Source organism: Thermostilla marina (genome assembly GCF_054657455.1).
Genome location: NZ_BAAHYR010000001.1, coordinates 1,925,639 through 1,950,291 on the forward strand (window position 1 = coordinate 1,925,639; position 24,653 = coordinate 1,950,291).

The 24,653-nt window shown below is 58.9% G+C and carries 16 protein-coding genes, 1 tRNA gene and 1 pseudogene; 10 read left to right on the plus strand and 8 right to left on the minus strand.

All coding sequences use genetic code 11. The annotated features are described in order from the left end of the window. Window positions 1–82 precede the first annotated feature (82 nt). On the minus strand, window positions 83–1,087 hold the full coding sequence (locus ACYQ2I_RS06975) for a 3'-5' exoribonuclease YhaM family protein (protein ID WP_460166288.1): 1,005 nt from the start codon (window positions 1,085–1,087) through the stop codon (window positions 83–85). Between the two features lie 243 nt (window positions 1,088–1,330). On the opposite strand from ACYQ2I_RS06975, the gene xerD reads away from it, so the two are divergent. The 8 genes from xerD (at window position 1,331) to ACYQ2I_RS07015 (ending at window position 10,036) form a co-directional block, all read left to right on the plus strand. Beyond that, window positions 1,331–2,260 (plus strand): site-specific tyrosine recombinase XerD, encoded by a 930-nt coding sequence (gene xerD / locus ACYQ2I_RS06980; protein ID WP_460166289.1) that lies wholly within the window; start codon window positions 1,331–1,333, stop codon window positions 2,258–2,260. A 131-nt stretch (window positions 2,261–2,391) separates the two neighbouring features. Continuing rightward, window positions 2,392–2,466 (plus strand) — tRNA-Pro (locus ACYQ2I_RS06985). 481 nt (window positions 2,467–2,947) lie between these two features. Beyond that, entirely contained in the window at window positions 2,948–4,066 is a 1,119-nt protein-coding gene (locus tag ACYQ2I_RS06990; RefSeq protein WP_460166290.1) for a DUF1559 domain-containing protein, read from the plus strand. 587 nt (window positions 4,067–4,653) lie between these two features. Further along, window positions 4,654–5,769 (plus strand): DUF1559 domain-containing protein, encoded by a 1,116-nt coding sequence (locus ACYQ2I_RS06995; protein WP_460166291.1) that lies wholly within the window; start codon window positions 4,654–4,656, stop codon window positions 5,767–5,769. A gap of 223 nt (window positions 5,770–5,992) precedes the next feature. Continuing rightward, window positions 5,993–6,478 carry a DUF6795 domain-containing protein gene (locus tag ACYQ2I_RS07000; RefSeq protein ID WP_460166292.1) on the plus strand — a complete coding sequence of 162 codons (486 nt, stop codon included), beginning with the start codon at window positions 5,993–5,995 and terminating at the stop codon, window positions 6,476–6,478. Window positions 6,479–6,580: 102 nt separating this feature from the next. Continuing rightward, on the plus strand, window positions 6,581–8,329 hold the full coding sequence (locus tag ACYQ2I_RS07005; RefSeq protein WP_460166293.1) for a hypothetical protein: 1,749 nt from the start codon (window positions 6,581–6,583) through the stop codon (window positions 8,327–8,329). An 80-nt stretch (window positions 8,330–8,409) separates the two neighbouring features. Beyond that, entirely contained in the window at window positions 8,410–9,150 is a 741-nt protein-coding gene (locus ACYQ2I_RS07010; RefSeq protein ID WP_460166294.1) for a rhomboid family intramembrane serine protease, read from the plus strand. A gap of 46 nt (window positions 9,151–9,196) precedes the next feature. Beyond that, window positions 9,197–10,036: an SDH family Clp fold serine proteinase gene (locus ACYQ2I_RS07015; RefSeq protein WP_460166295.1), complete on the plus strand. Its 840-nt coding sequence runs from the start codon at window positions 9,197–9,199 to the stop codon at window positions 10,034–10,036. Window positions 10,037–10,051: 15 nt separating this feature from the next. Here ACYQ2I_RS07015 and ACYQ2I_RS07020 read toward each other — a convergent pair whose 3' ends face one another. From ACYQ2I_RS07020 to ACYQ2I_RS07030, 3 genes are all read right to left on the minus strand, one after another. Continuing rightward, entirely contained in the window at window positions 10,052–11,506 is a 1,455-nt protein-coding gene (locus tag ACYQ2I_RS07020) for a glycoside hydrolase family 130 protein (protein WP_460166296.1), read from the minus strand. A gap of 265 nt (window positions 11,507–11,771) precedes the next feature. Beyond that, window positions 11,772–14,087 carry a glycosyltransferase family 4 protein gene (locus ACYQ2I_RS07025; protein ID WP_460166297.1) on the minus strand — a complete coding sequence of 772 codons (2,316 nt, stop codon included), beginning with the start codon at window positions 14,085–14,087 and terminating at the stop codon, window positions 11,772–11,774. Between the two features lie 92 nt (window positions 14,088–14,179). Beyond that, the gene (locus ACYQ2I_RS07030; protein WP_460166298.1) at window positions 14,180–15,241 is read right to left on the minus strand and encodes a glycoside hydrolase family 130 protein; all 1,062 of its coding nucleotides are present in this window, start codon (window positions 15,239–15,241) and stop codon (window positions 14,180–14,182) included. Window positions 15,242–15,572: 331 nt separating this feature from the next. On the opposite strand from ACYQ2I_RS07030, the gene ACYQ2I_RS07035 reads away from it, so the two are divergent. Beyond that, a complete protein-coding gene (locus ACYQ2I_RS07035) occupies window positions 15,573–16,931 on the plus strand; it encodes a porin (protein ID WP_460166299.1) in 1,359 nt (452 codons plus the stop codon). A gap of 326 nt (window positions 16,932–17,257) precedes the next feature. Here ACYQ2I_RS07035 and ACYQ2I_RS07040 read toward each other — a convergent pair. The 4 genes and pseudogenes from ACYQ2I_RS07040 to ACYQ2I_RS07055 form a co-directional block, all read right to left on the minus strand. After that, window positions 17,258–18,505, minus strand: a pseudogene (locus tag ACYQ2I_RS07040) (Gfo/Idh/MocA family protein); the annotation flags it as partial. A 128-nt stretch (window positions 18,506–18,633) separates the two neighbouring features. Continuing rightward, window positions 18,634–20,202, minus strand: coding sequence for a sulfatase family protein (locus ACYQ2I_RS07045; RefSeq protein WP_460166300.1), 1,569 nt, complete (start codon window positions 20,200–20,202; stop codon window positions 18,634–18,636). A gap of 161 nt (window positions 20,203–20,363) precedes the next feature. Continuing rightward, a complete protein-coding gene (locus ACYQ2I_RS07050) occupies window positions 20,364–21,461 on the minus strand; it encodes a glycoside hydrolase family 43 protein (protein WP_460166301.1) in 1,098 nt (365 codons plus the stop codon). Between the two features lie 45 nt (window positions 21,462–21,506). Next, the gene (locus ACYQ2I_RS07055; RefSeq protein WP_460166302.1) at window positions 21,507–22,616 is read right to left on the minus strand and encodes a CAP domain-containing protein; all 1,110 of its coding nucleotides are present in this window, start codon (window positions 22,614–22,616) and stop codon (window positions 21,507–21,509) included. 379 nt (window positions 22,617–22,995) lie between these two features. On the opposite strand from ACYQ2I_RS07055, the gene ACYQ2I_RS07060 reads away from it, so the two are divergent. Next, entirely contained in the window at window positions 22,996–24,504 is a 1,509-nt protein-coding gene (locus ACYQ2I_RS07060) for a Gfo/Idh/MocA family protein (RefSeq protein ID WP_460166303.1), read from the plus strand. Window positions 24,505–24,653: the final 149 nt, after the last annotated feature.

Genomic DNA, 24,653 nt, shown 5'->3' on the forward strand with positions numbered 1-24,653 from the left:
AACGCCCCAATGCGGCGGTGGCGGCACGAACCGCACCGCCGCTTCCGCTTCTTGTCAATTGTCGTCGAACATTCGCTTTAGATCACTCCGGCCGGCCGCGGAAAACTTGCTGATGCAGCAGGTTCTTACTCGAAGTCAACGGTTCATCCCCCGGTTCGTTTCGCAGGATGTCGGCCATCATCTCGAACTTCGCGTCGCAATCGTCGGCAAAGTGGACCAGCAAGGCTTCCGGGGTCATCGGCGGCTTCGGCGCACCCCATTCGGGCAATCGTTGGTGCGCAATGACGACATGTTCGAGACGTAATCGGCGTTCATCGTCCAGACCGACTGCCAGTGCCGCGTCACGGACGAGATCGCGACCTAGCAACATGTGCCCCAGCAGGGCGCCTTCGGGCGAATAGCGGGCTTCACCCACGGTCGTTTCCAGCTCCAAAAGCTTGCCGACGTCGTGCAAAACGGCACCGGCAACGACCATATCGGTATCGAGCGGGGGCTGAAGATCGTCGTAGAGCGACGCGTACTTTTCGGCCAAGAAGACCGCCGTTTTCACGACCGACAGGGTGTGTTGGAGCAGGCCGCCGATATACGCGTGATGATGCGCCCGCGCAGCGGGAAGGCGTTTCCAGGTTTCCGCGTGTTCTTCGAGCAGTTGCAGTACGACACGTTTTACCGGTGGATGCTCGATGCGACCTTCGACGATCTGGATGAGTTCGGCCCACATTGCCTCGCGATCGAATCGCGATTGGGGCAAGAATGTGTCGGGATCGAATCCCTCGGCCCGGTCGTCGTCGCTTGCCGGCCGAATGCGGCGGATGTCGAGTTGATGTCCAAATTGTGTTTCTTGCAGGGTGGCTTGCAGCTTGTAACAGGTGCCCGGGAGCCAGTCTTCCCGACACGCTTCGGCCCAGCGGGAGTTGCTCCATACCGGGAAAGTCACTTCTCGCTCAGCATCGCGAAAGGTGACGCGAAAATACGGTTTTCCGTCACGGGTGGTACCGACTTCTTTTTTGCTAAGCAGAGCAAAAAATACGCCTTCTTCTCCCGGTTGTAAGGAAGACAACGACGTGAGGGTTTTTTTAGCTGCCATGTCGTCCCTTGCCCCGCAAGAACAGGGGCCGAATCAGATGAGTGAATCTCGTCGACTCCATGTTTTCGGGCATTATGACGTTCCCCCCACCCGGGCTCAAGGGTGACGATAGGTCCTGAATGTGCGGACGCCATCCCCTCTGGCGGAAACCTTGAAGTAAGGCGCCGGCTCGGTCGAATTCCCCTAAGGCGATGGTGCCCATCGCCGCCCCCTGTTCGTGCACTTGTGGAGTGATTTCACGCGATGGCCGCCCGCGAACGCCGACGTCGATTGAAACCCGTTACCGCCCAGGCGGTTTGGGAGGAGGCTTTTGCGCACTATCTGGCTGCGGAATGTCATCTGGCCGAAAACACCGTAGCGGCCTATCGTCGCGATATGCGTCGTTTTTTTCAGTGGTTGGGGAAATGCGACCCGGCAGCGTTAAAGGTTAGCGACCTTTCCGATTATGTCGGCTGGTTACATGCTCAGTCGCTTTCCCCGGCGACGCTGGCGCGGCACATCGTTTCGTTGCGCATGTTCTTTCGTTTTCTTCAGCTCGAAGGGGCGGTGCAGGAAAACTATGCCGAATTGTTGGGCAGCCGCAGGTTGTGGGAACGCATTCCTGCCGTGCTGACGCCCGAGCAGATCGACTCCCTGTTGTCGGCCCCGAAACCATACGATCCCTTGCCGTACCGCGATCGGGCCCTGTTGGAGACGTTGTATGCCACAGGATGCCGCGTGAGCGAGGTCGCGGGACTGCGGCTGGAGGATGTGCATTTGGACGACGCCTTTTGCCGGTGTGCGGGCAAGGGAGGAAAGGAACGCGTGGTGCCGTTGGGTGAACCGGCGGTGGAGGCGATCCGGACGTATCTCGTGAGGGAATACCCGAAGCTCGTGGAAAAGGCCGCGAGTCCGCCGCCGTGGTTGTTTCTTTCCTATCGTGGGCGGCGATTGGGACGTGAGCGGATTTGGGCGTTGCTGAAACGCTATGCCGCGCGAGCAGGGATTCCCCCGAACGTGAGTCCCCACACGCTGCGTCATAGTTTTGCCACGCACATGTTGGCCGGGGGGGCGGATCTGCGCCAGGTTCAGGAATTGCTGGGCCACGCGAGTATCACCACGACCCAGCTCTACACGCACGTCGACTTTTCCAAGCTGAAGACGTTGCACAGTCGTTGCCATCCGCGTGGTTGAGAAGGCGAAGGGCATTGGGAAGCCGGGAGAATCTGCAAATGACCCAGCTTGACGGAATCCGTCCTGCGGCGGTAAACTACTGTTTTCACGGCGGCGGGATCGTGGTCGCCGTTGCAATGCAAAGGGGGTTCCGGGGCGTAGCTCAGCCTGGCTAGAGCGCTTGGTTCGGGACCAAGAGGTCGCTGGTTCAAATCCAGTCGCCCCGACTCGCAAGGCCGTCCGAGGTCGTTACCGGCTTCGGGCGGCTTGCTTTTTGCCCGGCCCGGCGAGAGTGATGTCCGGGCATGTCGATTTTTGTCGCCGGAACCGTGCGCATTCGACGCAGGGAGCCGCGACGTGCAATGGCTGTTCCCCCGGAAGACGATTCGATAAATCGCGCCGGAGACAGGGATGTGTCGAAATAATGCGTGCTCGGAGGCGAAATCGTCAGCAACGCGGTGTGGAAAAAGCTATGGTTGAAAGGGCCGGCATCACGGCTAGGGGTGATCGGCCGCGGTTCGAGTTTCTTGACACAGGTCACAAAAAAACGGGGTAAACAATTAAAACGCGCAGTTGTGGGCCGATTCACCCTCAGCGTATAAGGGAATTGTGAGTCCCTCCGTTTGCCCTTCAGTCCCCCCGTAGGGCAATGAACTCACCCCGTTTTGGTTTTCGTCGTTTTTCCGTTTTTTGATGGAGTCTTCGAGTATGTACAGTCTTTTGCAACGTCGTGATCCGCACACCCGGCGCGGCTTCACGTTGGTCGAATTGTTGGTTGTGATTGCGATCATCGGAATTTTGATCGCGCTGTTATTGCCTGCCGTGCAGTCGGCGCGGGAAGCCGCGCGTCGAGCCCAGTGCACGAGCAACCTGAAGAACATCGTGCTGGCGTGCCACAACTATGTCGACGTCAACAAGACCTTTCCCGCCCGCCAGTCGGGGACCGGTAACGTGAACACCGGCGGTCAGCGTTTGCGTATCAGCGGCTTCGTGTCGATCTGCCCCTTCATCGAACAGCAGGCGATCTACGATCAGATCCAGCAGCTCAACAATGCGCCGTGGTCGAATAGTGCCCCTTGGAAACAGGTAATCGACGTGTACACGTGCCCGAGCGACGCGGGTGACAATCCGCCCAAAGGTTCGAAGCGCGGGTTGCGCAGCTACGCCATGTGTGCCGGCGACAATTACGAGTCGTCGGTAGTCGACGGCGAGAAACAGGACGATACGCTGGCCGCCCAGCGGAAGCCGATTCGCAACCGCGGTATCTTCGGCCGGTTGGATTTCACCACCATGGCCGAAATCCAAGACGGAACGAGCAACACGATCGCGTTGGCCGAGCGATCGCGCCCGTCGAACATCCGTGGTCGCGGCATGGTTGCCGTCGATGCATCTGCCGATCCGACCAGCTATGTGCCGCTCACCTGCCGCACATATTGGCAGGGTAATCAATACAGCCCGGCCGCGGCAATCTTCACGCAAGATACCTCACCGGGGTACCGTTGGGGTGACGGTGCGGCCTTCTTCTCGGCCGTGACCACGATCCTGCCGCCCAACTCGGCGGTGTGCTTGATCGGCGATCCGTCGTGGCAGAACGGTGGCGGCCATTACGCATACGGTATCTGGACGGCCACGAGCGATCACCCCGGCGGCGTGAACGTGGCGATGGCCGACGGCTCGGTGCACTTCATCCGCGAGACGATCGACACGGGCAATCTGTCGGTCGTGGCACCCAATCGCGCGAATACCAGCGGCGTCAGTCCCTACGGCGTCTGGGGTGCGCTCGGTACGAAACGCGGCGGTGAAACCGTCAGCGGCAGCGATCTGTGATCTGGCGTAGCACGTTCGCGTCGCTTTCCGATGCGTGGATGGTGATCCCGCTTCGCCCGCGGGCGTGAGAAATTCTCGGCAACGAACAGGCTGCTCTCCAATTTCGGAGGGCGGCCTTTTTTCGTTCGTCTTCTTTACGGCCCGGCAGAACGGGGCAGCCCATCACATGTTGTCGGGTATCTGAAGAAAATACGGAATCGTTCCTCTGCAGTTCTTGCGATCGGCATGTGATTTGTTGTGCACGTCGCGTATGGGTGCGGTTTCTATGTTTTACAGTGTTCGTCATTTAGTCGAAATGCCTTGTTTTGTCGACATTTTTCGTAGGACGGGTGGGGGATGCAGAAAAAGGGAAATAACTGCCGACAAAAAACTTGCGTGTGATGAGGGTGTCGAGTACGATCGCTAGCAGGTGGCAGTGTCTGCTTTTTCTAGGGATATTTGGAAAGGAAGTGCAGAAAAGGTTTGCGCTGCAAAATTGTTTCTTTTTGTTCCGCTTCGCCGTATGATGGGGGATGTAGCTGAGGGTTCCGGTGCGGGCCGCATCGCCCCGCTATTCTTTCGGTTTTTTGTCATCGAGGAGAGATCGTATGAGCCGTACCTGGTCAGAACGCAGGAGAGGTGCCGGCGGTTTCACATTGGTGGAATTGCTGGTCGTAATTGCGATCATCGGTATCTTGATCGCGCTGTTGCTGCCCGCCGTTCAGTCGGCCCGTGAGGCAGCCCGACGTGCCCAGTGCACCAGCAACATGAAGAACGTTGTGTTGGCATGCCACAACTACGTGGATGTGAACAAGGCGTGGCCCGCCCGTCAAGCCGGGACGGGGACGATCCGTTCTGGTGGACAACGGCTTCGTATGTCGGCGACCGTCATGCTGTGCCCGTTCATCGAGCAAAAGGCGCTCTACGAGGAGATCATGCGCCGTAATAACGCCCCCTGGGCGAACAGCTGGTGGTGGAAAGAAGTCATCGACGTGTACAACTGCCCCAGCGACGCGGGCGATAGGCCGCCGAAAGGGGGGTTGCGGGGGACGAAGAGTTACGCGTTTTGCTGTGGCGACAACTACGAGGCGTCGGTGGTGGATCCTTCGGAACGTAGCGATCAGACGTTGGCCGACCAACGGAAGGTGATCCGTAACCGCGGTATTTTTGGGCGACTCGACTTCACGCCGATGTCCGCCATTCTGGACGGGACGAGCAATACGATCGCCATTGCCGAACGGTCGCGGCCGTCGAACATTCGCGGGCGAGGGATGGCCGCGGTGGATGCCAGTGCCGATCCGACGACTTACGTGCCGTTGAGTTGTCGGGCATACTGGTTGGGAAATCAATATGCCCCCAGTGCCGCCATCTTCACACAAGATACCTCGCCAGGTTATCGGTGGGGTGACGGTGCCGCGTTCTTCGCGGGTGTCAACACGATTTTGCCGCCGAACACGGCCGTGTGCTTGATCGGGGACCCGGCTTGGCAAAACGGCGGTGGCCATTACGCCCCCGGTGCCTGGACGGCCACGAGTGATCACCCCGGCGGCGTGAACGTGGCGATGGCCGATGGTTCGGTGCACTTCATCCGTGAGACGATCGACACGGGAAACCTGTCGGTGGTCGCACCGAATCGGAATTCCACCGGCCCGAGCCCCTACGGGGTATGGGGCGCCCTGGGGACGAAGCGCGGCGGTGAAACCGTCAGTGCTCAGGATCTGTAATTGATCGCGCCCGCGCGGGCCTTGGGAAACTGATGGAAAAAGGAAGCTCATGACTTGACCGGGCTTCCGCCGGTTGTCACACTTCGGGGTAACGGGTGCGTCATCGCCCCGTTGCCCTGTTTTTGCGTTCGTGCGGCGGGGATTCAAGGAATTCGGTCGGTGGTGTCGACGTGCGAAACGTGTGTGAATCATCGTGATTTTTGTAGAAAGAGAGGGTGGTGTCTTGAAGAGAATCGTAGGTAGTTTGGTCGTTTTGGTGTCGTTGGCGATGCTGACCGGCTGTCAAAAGGGGGACGATCGCGATTTGCCCGCAACGGTCGAAGCGTCCGGAGTTGTGACGTTGGACGGTCAGCCGGTGGAAGGGGCCTCGGTCGTGTTCATCCCGTCGGACGGCGGGCAGTATCCCGCGCAGGGGTTGACCGACAGCAGCGGTCGTTTCTCGCTACAGGCATTTGAAGAGAAGTCGGGAGCCGTTCCCGGGAAGTACGCCGTGCAGGTTTCCAAGACGGTCACGGTCGATGCCCAAGGGAATGAAGTGCCTCCGCCCGAGGCGGACGAAAGCAGCCACGACACCGGCAATTCGAACGTGCATTACGTCAACAAGTTGCCGAAGAAGTACGCCAGCATGGCGACTTCGGGATTGCAGGTCGAGATTCCTGCCGAGGGGATCAGCGACATCAAGCTCGAGCTGGTTTCCGATGGTCAATGATCGACTTCGGTAATTGAAACGTGTCGAACGCCGGGGAGCATCGCCGTAGTTGAAGGGTGGTGCTCCCTGCTTTTTTGCGTGTTCGGGGGGCCGACGATGCGCGTGCGGGAACGATTCCGGCTGTGGGCTGCGACCGCCGGAAGAGCATGCGTGTTACGTGGGGCGGCGATCGGGTTGTTGTTCGTGATCGCTGCCGTGTTTGTCTTGCAAAAGGCCGTTGTTCGGCCGTTCGATCGGCTTCCTGGGGGGCGACGGCTTTCGGCTACCGTCCCCATGCTCAATGCCTGGACGGTCTGGTGGAATGCCGATCGCCTGGCGCACGGGTTTTCGGATTACTGGAATGCCCCGATCTTCTATCCCGTCGAAGGCGCCTTCGCGTTTTCCGACCCGCAACCTGCGACCTGCATCGTCGCACCGGTGGTGTGGATGACCGGCAGTCCGGTGCCCGCATACCAGGCATACGTGCTATTGTCGCTTGTCCTCAATGGTGTGTTCGCCTATCGATTGGGCCGACGGCTTCGAGTGGATCGTTTGCTGAGTGCCGCTTTGGGGGTAACGGTCATATGGTTGCCGCTTGTGCATTTGCACAGCGACGTGCTTCAGTGGTTCGGTATTTGGCCGATCCTGTGGATGTGGGAGCTCTTGTTGGCCTTGCGGGAACGGCCGAAGCTGACGACGGCGATTCTGCTCGGTGTGTCGTATGCGTCGTTGGTTGCCGTGTGTACGCACCATGCCCTGTTGATCGCGGTAGCGAGCGTGCCTGTCTTCTGGGTGACCGCTCCGTGGAATCGCTTGCGCCGTTGGGCCGTGACCATCGGGATTGCCGCCGCGACAGCCGGGTTGTTGTCGGCGCCGATCGTAGTGCCGATGGCTCGCATCTTGGAGGGTTATCGATTCGCCCGCGGCGAACGGACGGTCGATGCCCTTTCGGCTACCTGGGCCGATTGGGGACGCGTTCCGCCTTCTGCCTGGGAAGCGCCGAGCCCGCCGGTCCCCGAGGCGTCGTTGCATGCGTTCAATCCTGGTTGGATTCGGCTGATTGCCGCGGCAAGCGGTGCGATCTTTCTGATCGGTAGTCGTCGTCGGCGCGCGGCGGGGATTTTCTTGCTGCTGACGGCCGTCGGAGGCGTGCTGCTGTCGTTGGGGCCGCATTTGCAAGTTTGCGGTGTACGTCCGTGGGAGATCGTGAGGGAGCATTGGCCGCCTTTGGCGATGATTCGGAACGTGTTCCGCTTTGCGTACGCGACCCAGTTGGCCGTCGTCGTGCTGGCCTTCATCGGTTGGAGTCGCGGCGTGCGATGGTGTCTTTCGGCACTGTCGCCGGCTGTTTGCAGGGGTGGCGGGAAGGCCGGGCGGCATCGTCTTCGATCGATAGCGACAGTTGCGTTGTGCGCGGTCGGGGCTTTCGGGCTTGTAGGAGAGCATGTACCGCCGCCGTCTGTTGCCGTGTACGTGCCGGACGTGCGCCGCTCGCCCGATTGGGTTGCGGCGCTTCGTGAACTTACACATGAGGGAGAAGCAATTTGCTGCCTGCCGTTCGGAGCCGGGCGTAGTGTGTACGAAGTCGAGCCGTCGGCTCGGTGGATGATATACGGAACGAAGCATGGGCGCCCGCTGGTGAACGGTTACTCGGGCTTCTTCCCTCGTGAATGGTTCGAGATGGGGCGATTGCTGGGGCGAGGTCCAATCACGGCGGAAGGCGTCGCGGCGCTTCGTTGCTCCGGCGTGCATTGGCTCGTCGTCGATCGAAAACGGATGCCCGACTTGTTTGCAGCGCCGCCGGCGGAACTCGGTACGCGGCGCGTTTGGAGCGGAATTGACGGCGTGGAGATTTGGCGGGTGGCGCCCTAGAATATCGTGGGAACGCCTGGTAGCAAAGCGACGTCGGGTCACCAAGTATCCGGCCCATTGCAAGCCGCCGAGGACAACGTATGTTTCCGATCATCGACAACATTCCCAGTCGGCGTCCGCCCATCGCCGTGTGGGGAATCATTTTCGCCAACGTCTTGATCTTTTTCGCCCAGCTCGGACTCAACGATGCGCAATTGCACAATCTCTTTATGCTTTTCGGCGTCGTGCCCCGTCGACTGGTGCATCCCGAGTGGGCGGCGTGGGCCGGTTTTCCGAACGCCGGTTATCTGACGCTCTTGACGTCGATGTTCCTGCACGGTGGTTGGGGACATCTGTTGGGTAATATGTGGACGTTGTGGATCTTCGGCGACAACGTCGAAGACCGCATGGGGCCGGTCGGCTTCTTGCTGTTTTATTTGTTGTGCGGCTTGACGGCCGGAATCGTTCACGTGCTGATCAACCCGAGCTCCACCGTGCCGACGGTCGGGGCGTCCGGGGCTATATCCGGCGTGATGGCGGCTTATCTCATGTTGTATCCTACCGCGGGCGTGATTACGCTCGTGCCCATTTTGTTCTACCCGTTGTTTGTCACGGTCCCGGCGGTCTTTTACATGTTGATTTGGTTGGCGACGCAGTTGTTCGGCGGCGCGATCGGTTTGATGGCTCCCGACGTCGGGGGAATTGCGTTTTGGGCGCATATCGGCGGGTTCGCGGCGGGGGCCTTTTTCTGGCCGTGGTTCGTGCGACCGACTCGGCGTTCGCGGCCGATGATGCGCGACGAGTACGGCATCGAAATGGGATGGCGCCGCGACTGGCTTTGAAGTAGGAGCGGCAATCGGCGGGGGTGAGGACGAGGAGAATCAACCCATGAGCACGATGGATATCCTGTGGATCTTCTTGATGATTTCGACGTTGCAGCCGATCATCCGGCAAAAAATGCTGGAAGCGGCCAGGCAACGCATGATCGCCCGCATCGAGCGGAAACGCGGATCACGCCTCATTACCTTGATTCATCGGCAAGAGACGATGAGTCTGCTGGGGTTTCCGCTCTTTCGGTATATCGATGTGAACGATTCCGAGGAGGTGATTCGGGCGATCCACATGACGGATCCGGAGTTGCCCTTGGACCTGGTGTTGCACACGCCGGGAGGTTTGGTATTGGCTTCGTTGCAAATTGCGCGGGCAATTCACCATCATCCCGGAAAGGTCACGGTGTACGTGCCCCACTACGCAATGTCGGGCGGAACGTTGATTGCTTTGGCGGCCGACGAAATCGTCATGTCGCGGCATGCCGTACTCGGGCCGGTCGATCCGCAACTGGGACAGCAACCGGCCGCGTCGATCTTGCGTGCGGTCAAGCAAAAACCGATCGGCGAAGTCGAGGATCAAACGTTGATCCTGGCCGACCAGGCTGAAAAGGCGATCGATCAGGTTTATGCGGCCGTTCGGGAACTATTGGCCGATAAGTTGCCCGACGACCGGGCAGACGAGGTCGCAAAAGCGTTGTCGGAAGGCCGCTGGACGCACGATTACCCCATCACGCCGCAAGCAGCCCAAGAGTTGGGTTTGAACGTGTCGACCGATATTCCCGAGGAATTCTTGCACCTATTGCAGCTCTATCCCCAACCGGTCCGGAAACAACCCAGCGTCGAGTACGTTCCGTATCCGTATCGCGGAGATCGGCCCAATCGGAACAGTTCCGGGTAAGATGGGCCGTGGGGATCAATTGCCGTTTTTCAACGCCGCGATCAGTTCGTCCAACTCGACGGTGGCGAACGTGGTCGCGTAGTCGGATACGGCGTAAGGGAGAATCAGTTTCCCATTGTGGACTAGTCCGCCGCAACTGTAGACGACGTTCGGGACATAACCTTCCCGTTCGCTTTCGGTAGGGGCCAGTAACGGTTGTTTCAGGCGGCCGATGACGCGCCGGGGATCCTCCAAATCCAAGAGCAGAGCGCCGATCGAGTACTTCCGCATCGGTCCGACGCCGTGCGTCAATACCAGCCAGCCGTGCTCGGTTTCGATGGGCGACCCGCAGTTGCCGATCTGCACGTACTCCCAAGGATACGTCGGCTTGGCGACGATTTCCTTGGTGTACCAAAAGTGCAGCATGTCGGAGTACATCAAGTAAAGGTTTTCGCCGTCCTGGCGGGAGAGCATGGCGTACAAACCGTTGATCCGGCGCGGGAACAAGGCCATACCCTTGTTCTTGGCCTCCGGGCCGTTGAGGGTCGCGATTCGGAATCGCAAGAAATCGTTTGTTTCCAAGATGTGTGGAAACGTCACGTTGCCGTCGAACGCCGTGTAGGTCGCGTAATAGGTGCGCGTGCCGTCGTCTTCGGTAAACAGCACGAAGCGGGCATCCTCGATGCCGTTCAGTTCGGTCGGTGCATAGGGAAAGATGACACGTTCGGAAATGTCGGTTTCGGGTTCGTGTTGAATCTCGTAGTTCGCCTTTGCCAACGAAACCACGGATTTTGCGAGGTTTTCCCACTCGCCGTGATGGATCCGGTGCTGGCGGAGGACGAATTGGATGGCGCGCTCCAATTCGGCAAGCGTGAAGTGGTCGTCCAAGATGCTCAGTACGATTTCGACGAATCCGTCGGCGATTCCCAGTTCCAGGAGCTTTTGCTGGAACAATTTCTTTTCGTAGAGAGCGTTCGGAACGACCTCGGGCGCGGTGACGTATCGCGAGGCCGGATCGATCTCGATGGAGCCGTCGGCATGAACGATACCCGACCGAAAACCGATCGACGAAACGTGTCCCTCGCCCGTTGATCGCAGGCTCATTATGAATCGCTTTGCCCCCGGCGGTACATTCGATTGGTCGTAGTGCCACACGATGGACGGGTTGAACAGCGCCGTCGCTTCCAGGGCATACTCTTGCGTGAAATACGATCCGATGAGCATCCGACGGTTTTCGGGCAGTTCGCGGTCGGTGAGCAGAAAAGGACGAACCGCCTCGAATCGTCGCAAAAAGAATTGCTTCAGTCGTTGGTGGCGGTTGTGAAACTCGCGGAGTACTTCACCGATTCGGTGGTCGACTTCTTCCTCCGACAGCTCCATGATGCGCGCGACGATTTTCAGGATCCGCCCTTTGTCGTCCGGTTCGAACGGGCGGAACAAGACTCGCTTGTTATTCGGGCTCAGGACGATATTGGAACGTTTCACTTCCATACCGAACCCTCGTCAATCGCAAAGTGATCGGTCGTTGTCGGTCCCCGTGCGATTTAAACGCGAACGTTCCGAGCGGCCCCTAATAGACTAGCTTACGGAAACCGCCGGAATTGCCCAATGGCGATCGGCCGCTCGAAACGTTCGTTGGTTCGCCGCCCGTATTGGACGCAATCCACCGTCCAGAGGGCACGGTGCCCCTCTTTGGGGATTGGTTTTCGTGGTTCGGGCGCTATCGAGGATTTCCCGATCGCCCGGCGGGGATGAGTTACACCGCCGCCGGAGGTTCCGGCGAAGCAAGTGCCGTTTCGGTCGCTCGGTCGAACGCGGCCAAGCTACCTTCCAAGAGTTTCATCTCGGCCCAAGCAGTTAGATAGGCCAATGTGGATTCGGCACCTTGATTCTGGTTGATACGATCTTCTTGCAGACCATCGCAACAACCGCCGGTATTCGGGTCGTAGAGCGATTGATTCAAGTCGTTTCGTCCCAGGAACCATTCGAAGGCACGGCGTGCCTCGTCGAACCACCACCGGTCGTCGGTGGCACGGTAAGCCTCGATGCAGGCCGAGACCATGGCTCCCGCTTCGAGCGGTTGTTGATCGTACTCGGCCTTGGGGCTCCCCTTACGATAGAATCCATTCGATCCGACCGGTCGGAAGTAACCTTTGGGGGATCGCTGGATTTCCACCAACCAGCGAAGCGTCCTGATTCCTACATCGAAAGCCTCGCCGTGGCACATCCAGCGGCCGCTGAGGATCAACGCGTGCGGGATTCTTGCGTTCGCGTAAGCGACGATGTCCTCGAACCACGGCCAGTCGTCCGACGCATTTTTTCGGTACAACTCCAACAGTCGCTCCGTGAACGTTCGTCGGGCTTCGTCGGCCATGCGATCGCCGCTCAACCTCCGCAAATACTCGTGAATGCCGAGCAAGGCATATGCCCACGATCGCGGAGCGGTGGTGTCCAAAACGCGTTGTAGCACCGGTTCGAACAAATGCGCCGCCCAATACTGAAGGGACTTGTGCTTCGATCGTCCCACACAGACGCCCAGTGCCCATAAGGTTCGTCCCAGTGAGTCTTGAGAGCCGCATGTGTCCAACCAACGGCGGTCGAAGCTCATGAAGTTGTGCCACGTGCCCGATTTCAAGTCGATCGCATAATCGACGAAAGCGGCGTACGTGTCGGCGAGACGGCGAACCTGCGGAGTGTCCTCCCCCAGCTCTTCCAGCAACACCGTCAAAATCAATGCTCTGGCATTGTCGTCCAGACAGTAGCCTTCCCGGAAATTGGGAATCGGAAACTTGGCGTGTTGGAAGATACCGGTCGAATCCGACATGCGAAACAGGTGGTCGAGCCGCAAGGTCGGCAATTCGGCATGTCGTTCTTCAAGCGTCGGAATGCGGGTAGGTTTGCGGTCGGATCCGACGGATGCACGCCGCGCTTGGCAGAACGAATCCATGTACAGGTGGGCGACGTTACTCCAAATCATTTCGCGCCCCAGCATGTACGCACGCTTGCGCATCGCGTGACGGCGAGCTTCGTCGCGGAGCAAAGCTTTGACCTCGCGGGCGATCGCTTCGCTGTCGCGGAAAGGTACGAGCACGCCGCGGCCGTCGGCCAATAGCTCTTCGGCGTGCCAATACGGAGTCGATACCACGGCCTTGCCGCAACCGAACGAATATGCCAGCGTACCCGAGGTGATTTGCGCCTGATTCAAGTAGGGCGTAATGTAGATGTCGCAGGCGCCGAGAAATTCCATCAGCTCTTCCAGTTCGACGAAACGATTGTAAAAGATGACGCTGTTCTTGATGCCCAAATCTTCCGTCATCCGTTCGAGCTGGAGGCGGTACGTTTCACCTTGTTCCCGAACGAGGTTCGGGTGGGTCGCGCCGAGCACGATATAAACGGTGTTTGGAAATTCCTCGAGAATCGACGGCATGGCCTGCAAGACGTATTCGATACCTTTGCCCGGCGACAACAAGCCGAACGTGAGAAGCACATTCTTGCCTTGGACGTCGAACTGGTCTTTGTAGAAATTGGGATCGACGAACGGCATGTCGGGAATGCCGTGGGGGATCACGTCGATCTTGCTTTCGTCGACATTGTAAATTTCTTGCAGGAATTGCTTGCCTCGCTCCGACATCACGATCAGTCGAGTGGAACGGTCGACCAATTGATGCATTGCGCGGCGTTGATCCGGCGTCGGTTCGCGCAGGATTGTATGCAGCGTGGTCACGATGGGCATACGAAGATTGCGCAATAAGGCAAACAGATGACTGCCCGCGGGGCCGCCGTAGATGCCGAATTCGTGTTGCACGCACACGACGTCGACATCGGCAAAGTTCAGGAAGTCGGCTGCGCGGCGGTAAGCATCGAGTTCCTGTTCCGGGATTTGAAAACGAACTTCGTCGGGATACTTGTACCCGCCGGGGATGTCGTCGACCGGAACGACCATACACTCGGTTCGCGGATACTGACTCGCCACCGCGTTCCGCAGATCGTACGTGAACGTAGCGATACCGCATTTACGAGGAACATAATCCCCCACGAACGCAATTTTGCGAAGACTACCGGGTCGTGACATTCTGTTTGCCTCCTGTTGTGAACGGTTGTTTTCGTGTCGGCGAGGGCCGGTCGACGAACCGCGTTGCGACAGCCCCTCCGGTGTCCTTCGTGTTAGCTTGTCAAGGCCTCTAGTACGTCACCTAACGCCATTTCGGCGACCGCCGTCGCGGTGTCGGCCGCTCCGTAATAGAGGTACAGCCGACCGTCGCGAAGCACGGCTCCGGTGGGAAACACGACATTCGGTACGAAGCCTTCTTGTTCGAACGGCTCGGTTGGTTCGAGAATCGGGTGATCTGTCCGGGCTATAATGCGATGGGGGGCATCGCCTGCCAATCGCCAAGCCGAGGCCGTGTACCTGCCCACCTTTTCCGGGGGCGCAGGGCTTTCCGCCCCGTGATAGATCGCCAACCAATCGTCTTCTACCCGAAGCGGTGGTACGCTCGGGCCGATACGGTCGGTTTCCCGACGGCTTTTTCCGCCCGCCAGGCGGTGATGTTCGCCCCAATGCACGAGGTCGGGTGAGTAAGCCGCCCATGTTTCCGGGGGGCAGAAACGGGTTGCGCCCGCGGGCCGATGAAGTGCGGCGTAACGTCCGCCGATCCGCTCGGGAAAGAGAACGACGTCCTTGTTTTCGGGGGGGAAGATGATCCCCCGGCGTCGGAAATGGCGGAAGTCGGTCGTGGTTGCAAGCGCCGTAGCGACCCCGTACGGGGATACCGCCACATAGGTGATCACGAACTCGTCGTTGACTCGCGTAACGCGAGGGTCTTCCACCCCGAAAGTTTCCCACGGGAATTCGGGAAGTATATATGTGTCCGTCAAGCGGGGGACGGCCGTCGGGGCTGCGGCGACCGCTACTCGCAGATACGAGAGGAAGGTCAGTCGAACTCGGTTCGTCGGGCGGTGTCTTGTCACCCGTTGGTCGATCGGATCGATTTCGGTCCGGGGAAAGAGATCGACCACCGGCTTGCCCGCATCAAGGTCCCAACGCGGCAGCGCGACGTGGTCCGGATCAACGGCCTCCGGGGCTTCGACCACCCGCAGCAGAAACACGATTTGGTTGTCGAATTCGACGACGCCGGGATTGAAGACCCCGAGAACTCGCCAACCCTGGGTAAGCGACGGTATCTGTTGCGGGGATAAGAGAAGCCGCTTCGCACACGGAACTGCCATGTCCGACCTCCCACGTACCGGCATTTTGGCGATGGTTCCCTCCTCCTGCAATTAACCCGATAGTGGGGAATGTGCCTGTCTCAACGTATTTGTTGCACGACGTGGGGCTTTGTTGCAATGGAGCGGGGCCAAACTTGTTGAGTTTGCGCAACCAGTAAAGTTTGCCGCGGCAATAGCGGGACCGGCGTAAATTCGTCAAAACGTCCGCAGGAAGACGAATGCTCACGTGCCGCAGAATCCGAAAAGTTTTCGGGGAATCCTACGCACACTCCTGTGGTTTTCGGTGAATCGCTTCCGTAGCGGCGAGCGCGAATTTGAATTGAGGTGATCGATGAAGACAATTTTTGCCGGACTTGCAGCCATCGGTGTTCTCGCCTGGGCGAGCGTCGCCCCGGCCGACGAGTTGGTCGATCTGTTCGCAGTTCCGAGTATTCCCGCCGATGACGGGGCGAGACTCGTTTCGCTGGCCGAGGATACATCCCCGGCTCCCGTTTCCGAACCGATTTCCACCGGCGAGGAATGCGTTGCCTGCCAGGCGGCTTGCGGGCCTTGCGGCGCGTGCGGGGCGGGAGGCGGCTGGAAGCTGCGGCAGCCGTGCTTCCTCCAAAAGATGGGGATTCACGTAGGAGGTTGGCTTGAGCAGGGGATTACTTTCAACGGTGAAGATCCGGCCGACGGCTTCAACGGTCCGACCGCCGTCAATGACCTCGACACCGAGTACCAGATGAACCAATTCTGGTTGTACCTGCATCGCCAGGCCGACAACGGCGGATGCGGATGGGCCTGGGGCGGCCATATCGACATGATGTACGGTACCGACTGGCGATTCGGGATCAACAACGGCCTGGAAAACCGGATCAACGGCTTCGATTACCAGACCTACGGGATGGTTATTCCGCAGGCTTACCTTGAACTGGCATACAACCGATTGTCGGTCAAGATGGGCCATTACGCGGCGATTCTCGACTACGAGGCCGTGCCCGCTCCCATGAATCCCTTTTATAGCCACTCCCTGTCGTACTCGTACACGGTACCGCAGCTCGTTACCGGTATGTTGTTCGACTACAAACTGACCGATCGGTTGTCCATTCAAGCCGGCTTCGATCGCGGGTGGCAACAGTTTGAGGACAACAACGGTGACTTGAACTTCATGGGCGGCTTCAAATGGCGCAGTTGCGACGATCGCCTCAAGTTGGCGTGGGCCTGCTCGACCGGCCCCCAAGACGACGCCGGCCGCCAAGATCGCTTCGTGTACAGTTTGGTCGGTCAGTGGCAGGTCACAAAGCGTTTTCAATACGTCGTCGTGCATAACCTGGGGTACGAAAACGACGCCACAACAACGCAAGACGATGCCGAGTGGTACGGTTTGAACCAGTACTTCCTCTATACGATCAATCCGTGCTGGTCGGCCGGTGTGCGCGTCGAATGGTTGCGTGACGACGACGGGGTTCGGGTTGCCGGGCCGGGCAACATTCCCGGTGTACGGGCCTGGGACGGTCGCGGATTTGCCGGTGACTTCTACGAACTCACATGCGGTTTGCAGTGGCGGCCCAACGACAACTGGCTGATCCGTCCGGAAATCCGATGGGATTGGTACGACGGTCTCGCAGGGCCGACGGGATATCCCTACGACGGCGGCAATAGCGACGACCAGTTCACCTTTGCCGTCGACGCGGTGTTCAGCTTCTGAGTTCTCAAAGACGTAAACGGGAAGCACCGACGAAAAGCCCCCGAGGCATCGGCACGCCCGGGGGCTTTTCATTCTTTGTCGGGTTGGATTCGCTACAACCGACTTGGCGGGACGACTCGTCAACTGAACTCGTAACGACCGGGCATGCGCACCGGTGCGAATTCATAGGGACCGAACTCGTACTTTTCCGGACCCAATCGCGTCGTCGACTGCATTGCGTCGTCCCAACGAATCTCATCACCGCTGTAGGCCGCCTCACGGCCGATGATACCGGTCATCGTTGATTCGGCCACGTTTTTAGCCTCGTTTAGCGGCTTACCTTCGCGGATGCTGTTGATCAGGTCCTCGTGTTCTTGTTCGTAGGGATTGCGCTGCTTGTCGCGGAACCGCCAGCGGTCGTCGCCGGCCACGATCGTGTTGGCGCAGTTGCTGGTTCCCTTCGTCCCGATGACCTCTTCCCCGACGATGTTCTTGCATCCGTTGGTTTGGCGGCATTGGCTGAACACGGTGACGCCGTTGGGATATTCGAACTCGACGGCAAAATGATCGTAGATGTTGCCGTATTTCGGGTCCGTGCGAACTTGGCGGCCGCCCACCGCCGAGACGGCGCGGATAGGATGCGTGCCCAGCACCCAGTTCATCACGTCGAGATTGTGTACGTGCTGCTCGACGATGTGGTCGCCCGACAGCCACGTGAAGTAATTCCAGTTACGAAGTTGCCATTCCATGTCGGACCAGCCGGGTTGGCGCTCGATGACCCAGATCTCACCGCCGTTCCAGTAGGCCTTGGCATAGATGATGTCGCCGATCGCACCGTCGTGAATGCGCTTGATCGTCTCTACATAGCTTGCCTGGTGACGCCGTTGAGTTCCTGCGACGATGCCGAGGTTTTTCTGCTTGGCAAGCTCGCCTGCGGCCAGTACCTTCTTGACGCCGGGCACGTCGACGGCAACCGGCTTCTCCATGAATACGTTCTTGCCCGCTTCGATCGCCGCGGTCAGGTGATCAGGACGGAAGTGCGGCGGCGTTGCGAGGATCACGTAGTTGACCTCGTCGAGGGCAAGGAGCTTCTTGTACGCGTCGAACCCTACGAAGCAATGGTCGTTCGGGACTTCGACGCCGACCTTGGCCAGCTGGGTGCGGCAGTTGGAAAGTCGGTCCTCAAACAAGTCGGCCAGGGCCACAACGCTGACATCTTTACGTTGGGCCTTGGAACCTTCGGCGGCGTCTTCGGTATGGTAGCCGGCCGATGGATAGATCACTCGGGTGGCTGCCCCAAGCGCATTCAGAGCGGCACCGGTGCCGCGACCACCGCAGCCGATCAAGCCGATCCGGACTTGAAAACCATCGCCTTGAGCATGGACGTAGGGGATGCGCACGGCGACCGAGCCGACAGCGGCGACGGTCGATAACTTGACGAAGTCACGTCGGGAGACCTTTCCGACGCTCCGCTTCCCGTTCTTTTGAGACATGGCACAATCCTTTCTTTGGGGCATGGAAAGACACCGCCAAACAACCAGCAAAGGCAAGCGGGGTGTTTGTGCAGCCGGAGGAGCTGAAAGCTGGGGCTGCATGGCCTTCCCCGCAATGCACACCGTGAGCGCCTATCGTAACAACCGAAGCCGCGAGGGGGCAAGAAACAGGCCCGAACAAACGGTTCGGGCCTGCGTGTGATGCTGCATTCAGGAAAATGTCTCTAATTCTATTTACGCCGGGAGGGCGTGGCGTCCGCCTCGTCTTTCGGCTTCGCATTCCGGCGGTTCTGGGCGGCCTTTTGCGCGGCTTTAGATTGGACCTGCTTCGCCTTGCGATGCGATTCCCCGATTGCGTCTTGTTCGGCCATGAATTGACGTCGAATTTCTTCGTTGCCGCGATGTCGGAAGACGACCAGCGCCGGATCGTTCGTACGTTCCATCCAACGGTCGAGCTGTTCGCGAAGTCGGTTCAATTCTTCCGTATAGGTCGGATCATCGATGAGGTTGTGGAGACCGTCGGGATCCGATCGCAGGTCGTACAGTTCTTCCGGCACACGATGCAGGAACAGCTTGCACCGTGCATCGATGTCGGGATTCGTCTTCGCAGCTTCGAGCATCGCTTTCATCGAACGCCCCGATTGCGACTCGTTCCGGAAGATACGTTCACCGTCAGACCACGGGTTGAAGATGTAGAGAAAGTCGCCGTCCTGGACTGCCCGCATCGGGTACCGCTTGCGACCGGCGGTTTCGTGGAATTGGGTGAACACGTACTTTCGCCCTTCGAACGATTTCCCTTCGAGCAGAGGCCGGAAGGATTGCCCGTCGATATCGGCAGGGGCTTTCAAACCGACCATGTCCAACAAGGTGGGCATCAGGTCGATGCCGGCAACGCGGTGATCTTTGTCGACCGTCCCCGGCGGGATGACGCCCGGCCAACACACGATCAAGGGAGTGTGCGTGCTTTGGAAATACACGTTCGTCTTCGAGAACGGAAAGGCCATCCCGTGGTCCGAGAGAAAGACGACGATCGTGTTGTCGGCTTGGCCCGAGGCGTCCAGCACGTCGAGCAGGGCGCCGACCGTGTCATCGCAGCGCCGCACCGAACTGAAGTACTCGGCAACTTCGCGTCGCACTTCCGGGATGTCCGGCAGGAATTTCGGGACGACGACTTCTTCCGGTTTGAATACACGCGACGGTACCTGCGGACCGTCTTCGGTGCCGTATTTATAAGGATCATTGCCGTAGAAAGGGCGGTGCGGATCGTGCGAGTTGGCCATCATGAAGAAAGGCCGCCCTTCCTGTTTCGCTCGTTCAATGAATTCCTGTGTATGCTTTGCATACAACTTGGGGTTGCGGCCGGTGCCGGTCGGAAGGGGCGGGTCGGTTGGAACATCCCATTCGAAATCGGGGTACGGTGTGCAGTGCGGTACCTTTCCCAGAATACCGATCAAGTATCCATTTTCTTTGAGAATTTGCGGCAATGTCTGAATGCCCGGCCGAGGGAAATGATAGAACCCCTCCACACCGCTGTGATGCGGATACAGGCCGCTGAGCATCGCGTTACGCGAGGGTTGGCAAACGGCGATCGTGACGTGCGCCGATTTCAATCGCATACCGCGAGCGGCAAGACGGTCGATGTTGGGCGTCACATCGGGGATGGGACAACCGAACGATCCGACGCTGTCGCAATTCAGATCGTCTGCGGTAATCAGAAGGATGTTCGGCCGATCCGCGGCCGACAGAACGGAACAAAGCCCGATCGCCCAAACGACAAAGGCGGGAGCGAGGATGCGCATGAGGGACTCTCCAATCGATGACAGGAAGACGTGGCTATCGAGACGCTGCACATTTCCCGCTTCGCCGTGAAAATTCGAGTATTCTCAAGACTCGTCGTCGATGCAATGGTTTTGCAAATTGCGGCGGTCCGCCTTGGTGTCGGGGTTACCGAAAACGGCGATCATTCAGCCGGGCCGAACTCGGCTTGCAGCCGATCGAGTTCCTTGCGCGTAAGGGGGAGCATGCATCCGTGGCGAGCCCCTTCGGGCACGGAATACTTCTGCCAATACAGCTCGTACCAGGGGCCCGAAAGTGAGGGCGCCGTGGCGCAGCCGTAGGATTTCCCGGGGTACTGCTCGTAGTACAAGAACCATCCCGTGCCGTCGAGTTTCGGAATGACGGTCGGAGCCTCGCGGAAGTTCGTCGTGATCGGCGGCGACGGTTCCGTATAGGGGCCGGTCGCGGCGGGGGCTCTCGCAATGCGGATGGTTTTCCCTGTCGGCCACGCGTACGACGGATATCGTTCGTCTTTGAGAAAAGCGATGTATTGATCGCCTTCCCGCCGAATGATCGTATCGATCACGGCCGATTCCCATGTGAACAACCGTCGCGGGGTTGAAAAGCTTTTCAGATCGCGGCTGGTCACGTACAGCGTTCGCATTCCCGACCAGAACTGTTCCGGATCTTCTTTGATCGGTTTTTCGATCGTGCTGTGCCACGAGAGGACGAAGCGGCCGGCTGCGTCGTCGTAGAAGACCTTCGGGGCGCCGACGTAAAACAATGCGGGACGAAAACCAGGGACGTCGTCGAGCTTCGGGGCATAAGTAGACCAGGATCGCCAGTGAATGAGGTCCTCCGACACCCAAAAGCGGATTTCCGGCTCCCGCTCGTAATTGCCGACGAGATAGAATCGATTGTCGGGACCGCGCGCGATATCGGGATGCCCGCGATAAACCTCGGGGGGCAGGATGCGCTTACCGCCATTTAACGTCTGCCAATGGAGCCCGTCGGTGCTGATCGCATAATACAGGTGGCCGTAGTCGCTTTTGAGCATATGCGCAAACAAGTAACCTGCGTACTGCGTTCCGTCGGGAGCCGCGGGTGGATTCGAGATCGACGGTGCGCTTGCGGAGAGGGACACGCCGGAGCAAAAGAAGACGAGCAGCGGTAACAGGGCGTGCCGCATCGATTCCGAGGCGAGATGCCGACAGGTAGACGCTGAAAACGGCCCGTCGTGGCACTTGAATGAGAAACGCAACGGAGTGCGGCGTGTCGCCATCTTTGATCCCCCCAAAACAACGGCGATTTCGGCCGACGGAACATCTTAGTTGCCGAACATCTCGGTGTAATACGAACCGACACGCCCCACGCCGACCCGTTTGTGCTTGCCCAACATGTTCTTGTGGTGGCCTGGGCTGTGGAACCATCCCATATTGGCTGCGGCACCGTCATGAAATCCCATGGCGATGTTTTCGGCCGAGGCGGTCGTGCCGAACCGTTTGGCGCGATCCCAGGGGAGTTTCTTCCCGGGAACCGGTGAGTTGTGGTCGAAAAACTTCAACGTCTTCATGTCGTTGGAATGGTCCCGCGCAGCAGCGCACAGCCGAAGATCGATCACGCACGGATTCAACCCCAAGAGAATGCGGGTGATGTTCAATGCTTCGATCGTGCGGGCTTCTTCACGATCCAGGCGGGTTTCCAGCCTCGCATTTTGCATGAGTACGGCTCGGGCGGCGTCCGGCATCGGCGAGGCGAGCCCGGCGACGAGTTCTTCTTCGCCTTCCAGGTATTCTTCGAAACTCGGCGGATGATCCGGACGGTTGTCGGGCGGCAGCGCCTCGTATTGGACGCGTACGCAAAGTGTCCACCGTTGCCCCAGCGTCAACAGTTCGTTGCGGGCTTGTTGCAGAGATTCCGAAGAATCGAGGATCTCTTCTCGCGGTACGAGCAAAAGTTCGCGTAGTCGTGCCAAACCGGGGTCGCCGACTTGCTGGATCATCTCTTTTGTCAGGTTGGGGTGCTCTTTCAAGGCCAGTACGGCCTGGCGGATCGAGGCGACTTCGGCCGGATTGACGGACGACGTGCGTCGCGCGGCGACGTTGCGGGCCTGTCGCAAAAACTGATCGCGGTACCGCTGTAAGCGAGGGTTGAGTTCGCGTTCGATGACCGGCAACAGGATGTCGACGGCGTCGCTTCCCAATTCGATCGCTTGCGAGACGATCTCGTCCTTGGCTGCTTCGGTGGTGCGGCTGGAACGATACTTCGAGACAAGGGATCGTACGAGGCGTTGATCGCTAGCCGACAATTCGGCCGAGACGGCGTTTTCGACGAAAAACGAGAATGCGGCAATTCCCAGGCACAAGGCGAAGAATGCTGTGCGATGGGCTCGCGGCGACGCGTGACCGGGGTCGGAACATGCAGTGAAACGGCTCATGGATCGATCGCGGGAGTGTGATGGAAAAAATGAATGTCGACAGTGATTCTTTTGTTGAGCAGCCGTATTCTGTATGCGATATTTCGGCTTTTGCCTGCTGGGGCGGGCGCGATGAAAGACAAAATCATTCGTTTTCCGGCAGGCTGCTGGCATCGAATAGGCCGACTTATCACAATATCTATTATTATGAGTTCGCATTTGCGAGCGGGAAACGGTGCGCCGCTCGGAAGTTTCCGTATGTAAACGGCAGGGAATCGTGCCCCATGTCCGTTCGCCGGGCAGGCATGTTCAGGCCGACGGAATTGCGGGGCCACACCGTTCTTCCGATCTTCCGATCACTTCCTTCGGCGTTTTTCGGTTCTTGTAAGGAGAAAGATCTATGTCGCGTTTCTCACGTCGTCGATTCTTGGGCGCTTCGGCACTCGGCGCGGCCGCGGTTATCGGCGTTCCCTATATCGCCAAGGCGAAAACTCCCAACGGGAAAATCGGCATGGCGATCATCGGTGTGCGGAGTCGCGGAAACTCGCACATCCAAGGTTTTCTCGAAGATCCCCGATCCGAGATCCTTTACATTGTCGATGCCGACGAGACCGTCGGCGAAAAACGTGCCGCCGAAGTCGCGAAGCGCCAGGGCTTCGCGCCCAAATTCGTGAAAGACATGCGCGAAGCGTTCGATGATCCGGCTGTCGACGCGGTGAGCACGGCGACGCCGAATCACTGGCACGCCTTGTGCGGCGTGTGGGCGATGCAAGCCGGAAAGGACGCTTACATCGAAAAACCGGTTTGTCACGAGATCGCGGAGGGGGCCGCGCTGGTAGCTGCCGCCCGAAAGTACAAGCGGATTTGCCAGGTCGGCACGCAATGCCGCTCAAACCCGGCCATTATCGAGGCGATGAAGTTCCTCCACGAAGGCGGGATCGGTGAAGTCAAGTTTGCCCGCGGCCTGTGCTACAAACGTCGGAAATCGATCGGTCCGTTGGGGGATTACCCGATTCCTGAAGGCGTCGATTTCAACCTGTGGAGTGGGCCGGCTCCGTTCACGACGCCGCGCGTCACCCGCCCGCAGTTCCACTACGATTGGCACTGGCAACGACTGTACGGCAACGGCGACCTCGGCAACCAAGGACCGCACCAAACCGATATCGCGCGTTGGGGCCTGGGAATCGACACGCATCCAATCAGCGTAATTTCCTACGGCGGCCGCCTGGGATACCAGGCTGAGCGGAACGATCCGAATTACGTCGACGCCGGTGATACCGCAAACACCGAAGTTTCGATCTACGATTACGGCGACAAGTGCATTGTCTTCGAGACGCGCGGACTTTCCGTCGACAATTCCGCCGATACCGAGCTGAACAAGTTGTTCCAAAGCACCAAGGGAAACAAGATCGGCGTCGTTTTCTACGGTACCGACGGCTACTTGGCGCAGGTCAGCTACACGCACTGCATCGTGTACGACAAGCAAATGAACGTCGTCAAGGAATTCGGCGGTGGTGGAAACCACTTTGCCAACTTCCTCGACGCGGTCATCAGTCGCAACCCCAAGGATCTCAACGCCGAGGTGCGCGAAGGACACCTTTCGGCGGCGCTGAGTCATCTGGGCAACATTTCGTACTATCTGGGCGAGCAAAACAAAGTCTCGCCCGCAGAGGCGAAACGTATCTTGGCCGATGTCAAGAGTCTCGACGACAACGAAGCGACCTTGGAACGCACGTTGCGCCACTTGACCGACAACGGCGTCGACCTGGACAAGTATCCCATCTCGATGGGACCGCTTCTCAAGTTCGATCCCGAAAAGGAAATCTTCCCTGAATCGCCCGAGGCGACGGCGATGATCACTCGCGAATACCGCGAAGGCTTCGTCTGCCCGACGGCGGACAAAGTCTGAGATCGTCCTTCGCTGATTCGCGTTGAACGAAATCGAAAGGCGACGGTGGGAGCGACATGCTTTCCCGGCCGTCGCCTTTTGTGTTTCTTGCCTGCGTTCTTTGCTTTGTCTCCGACTGAAGGATCGGGGTAATTCCAGGGTCGGCCGTT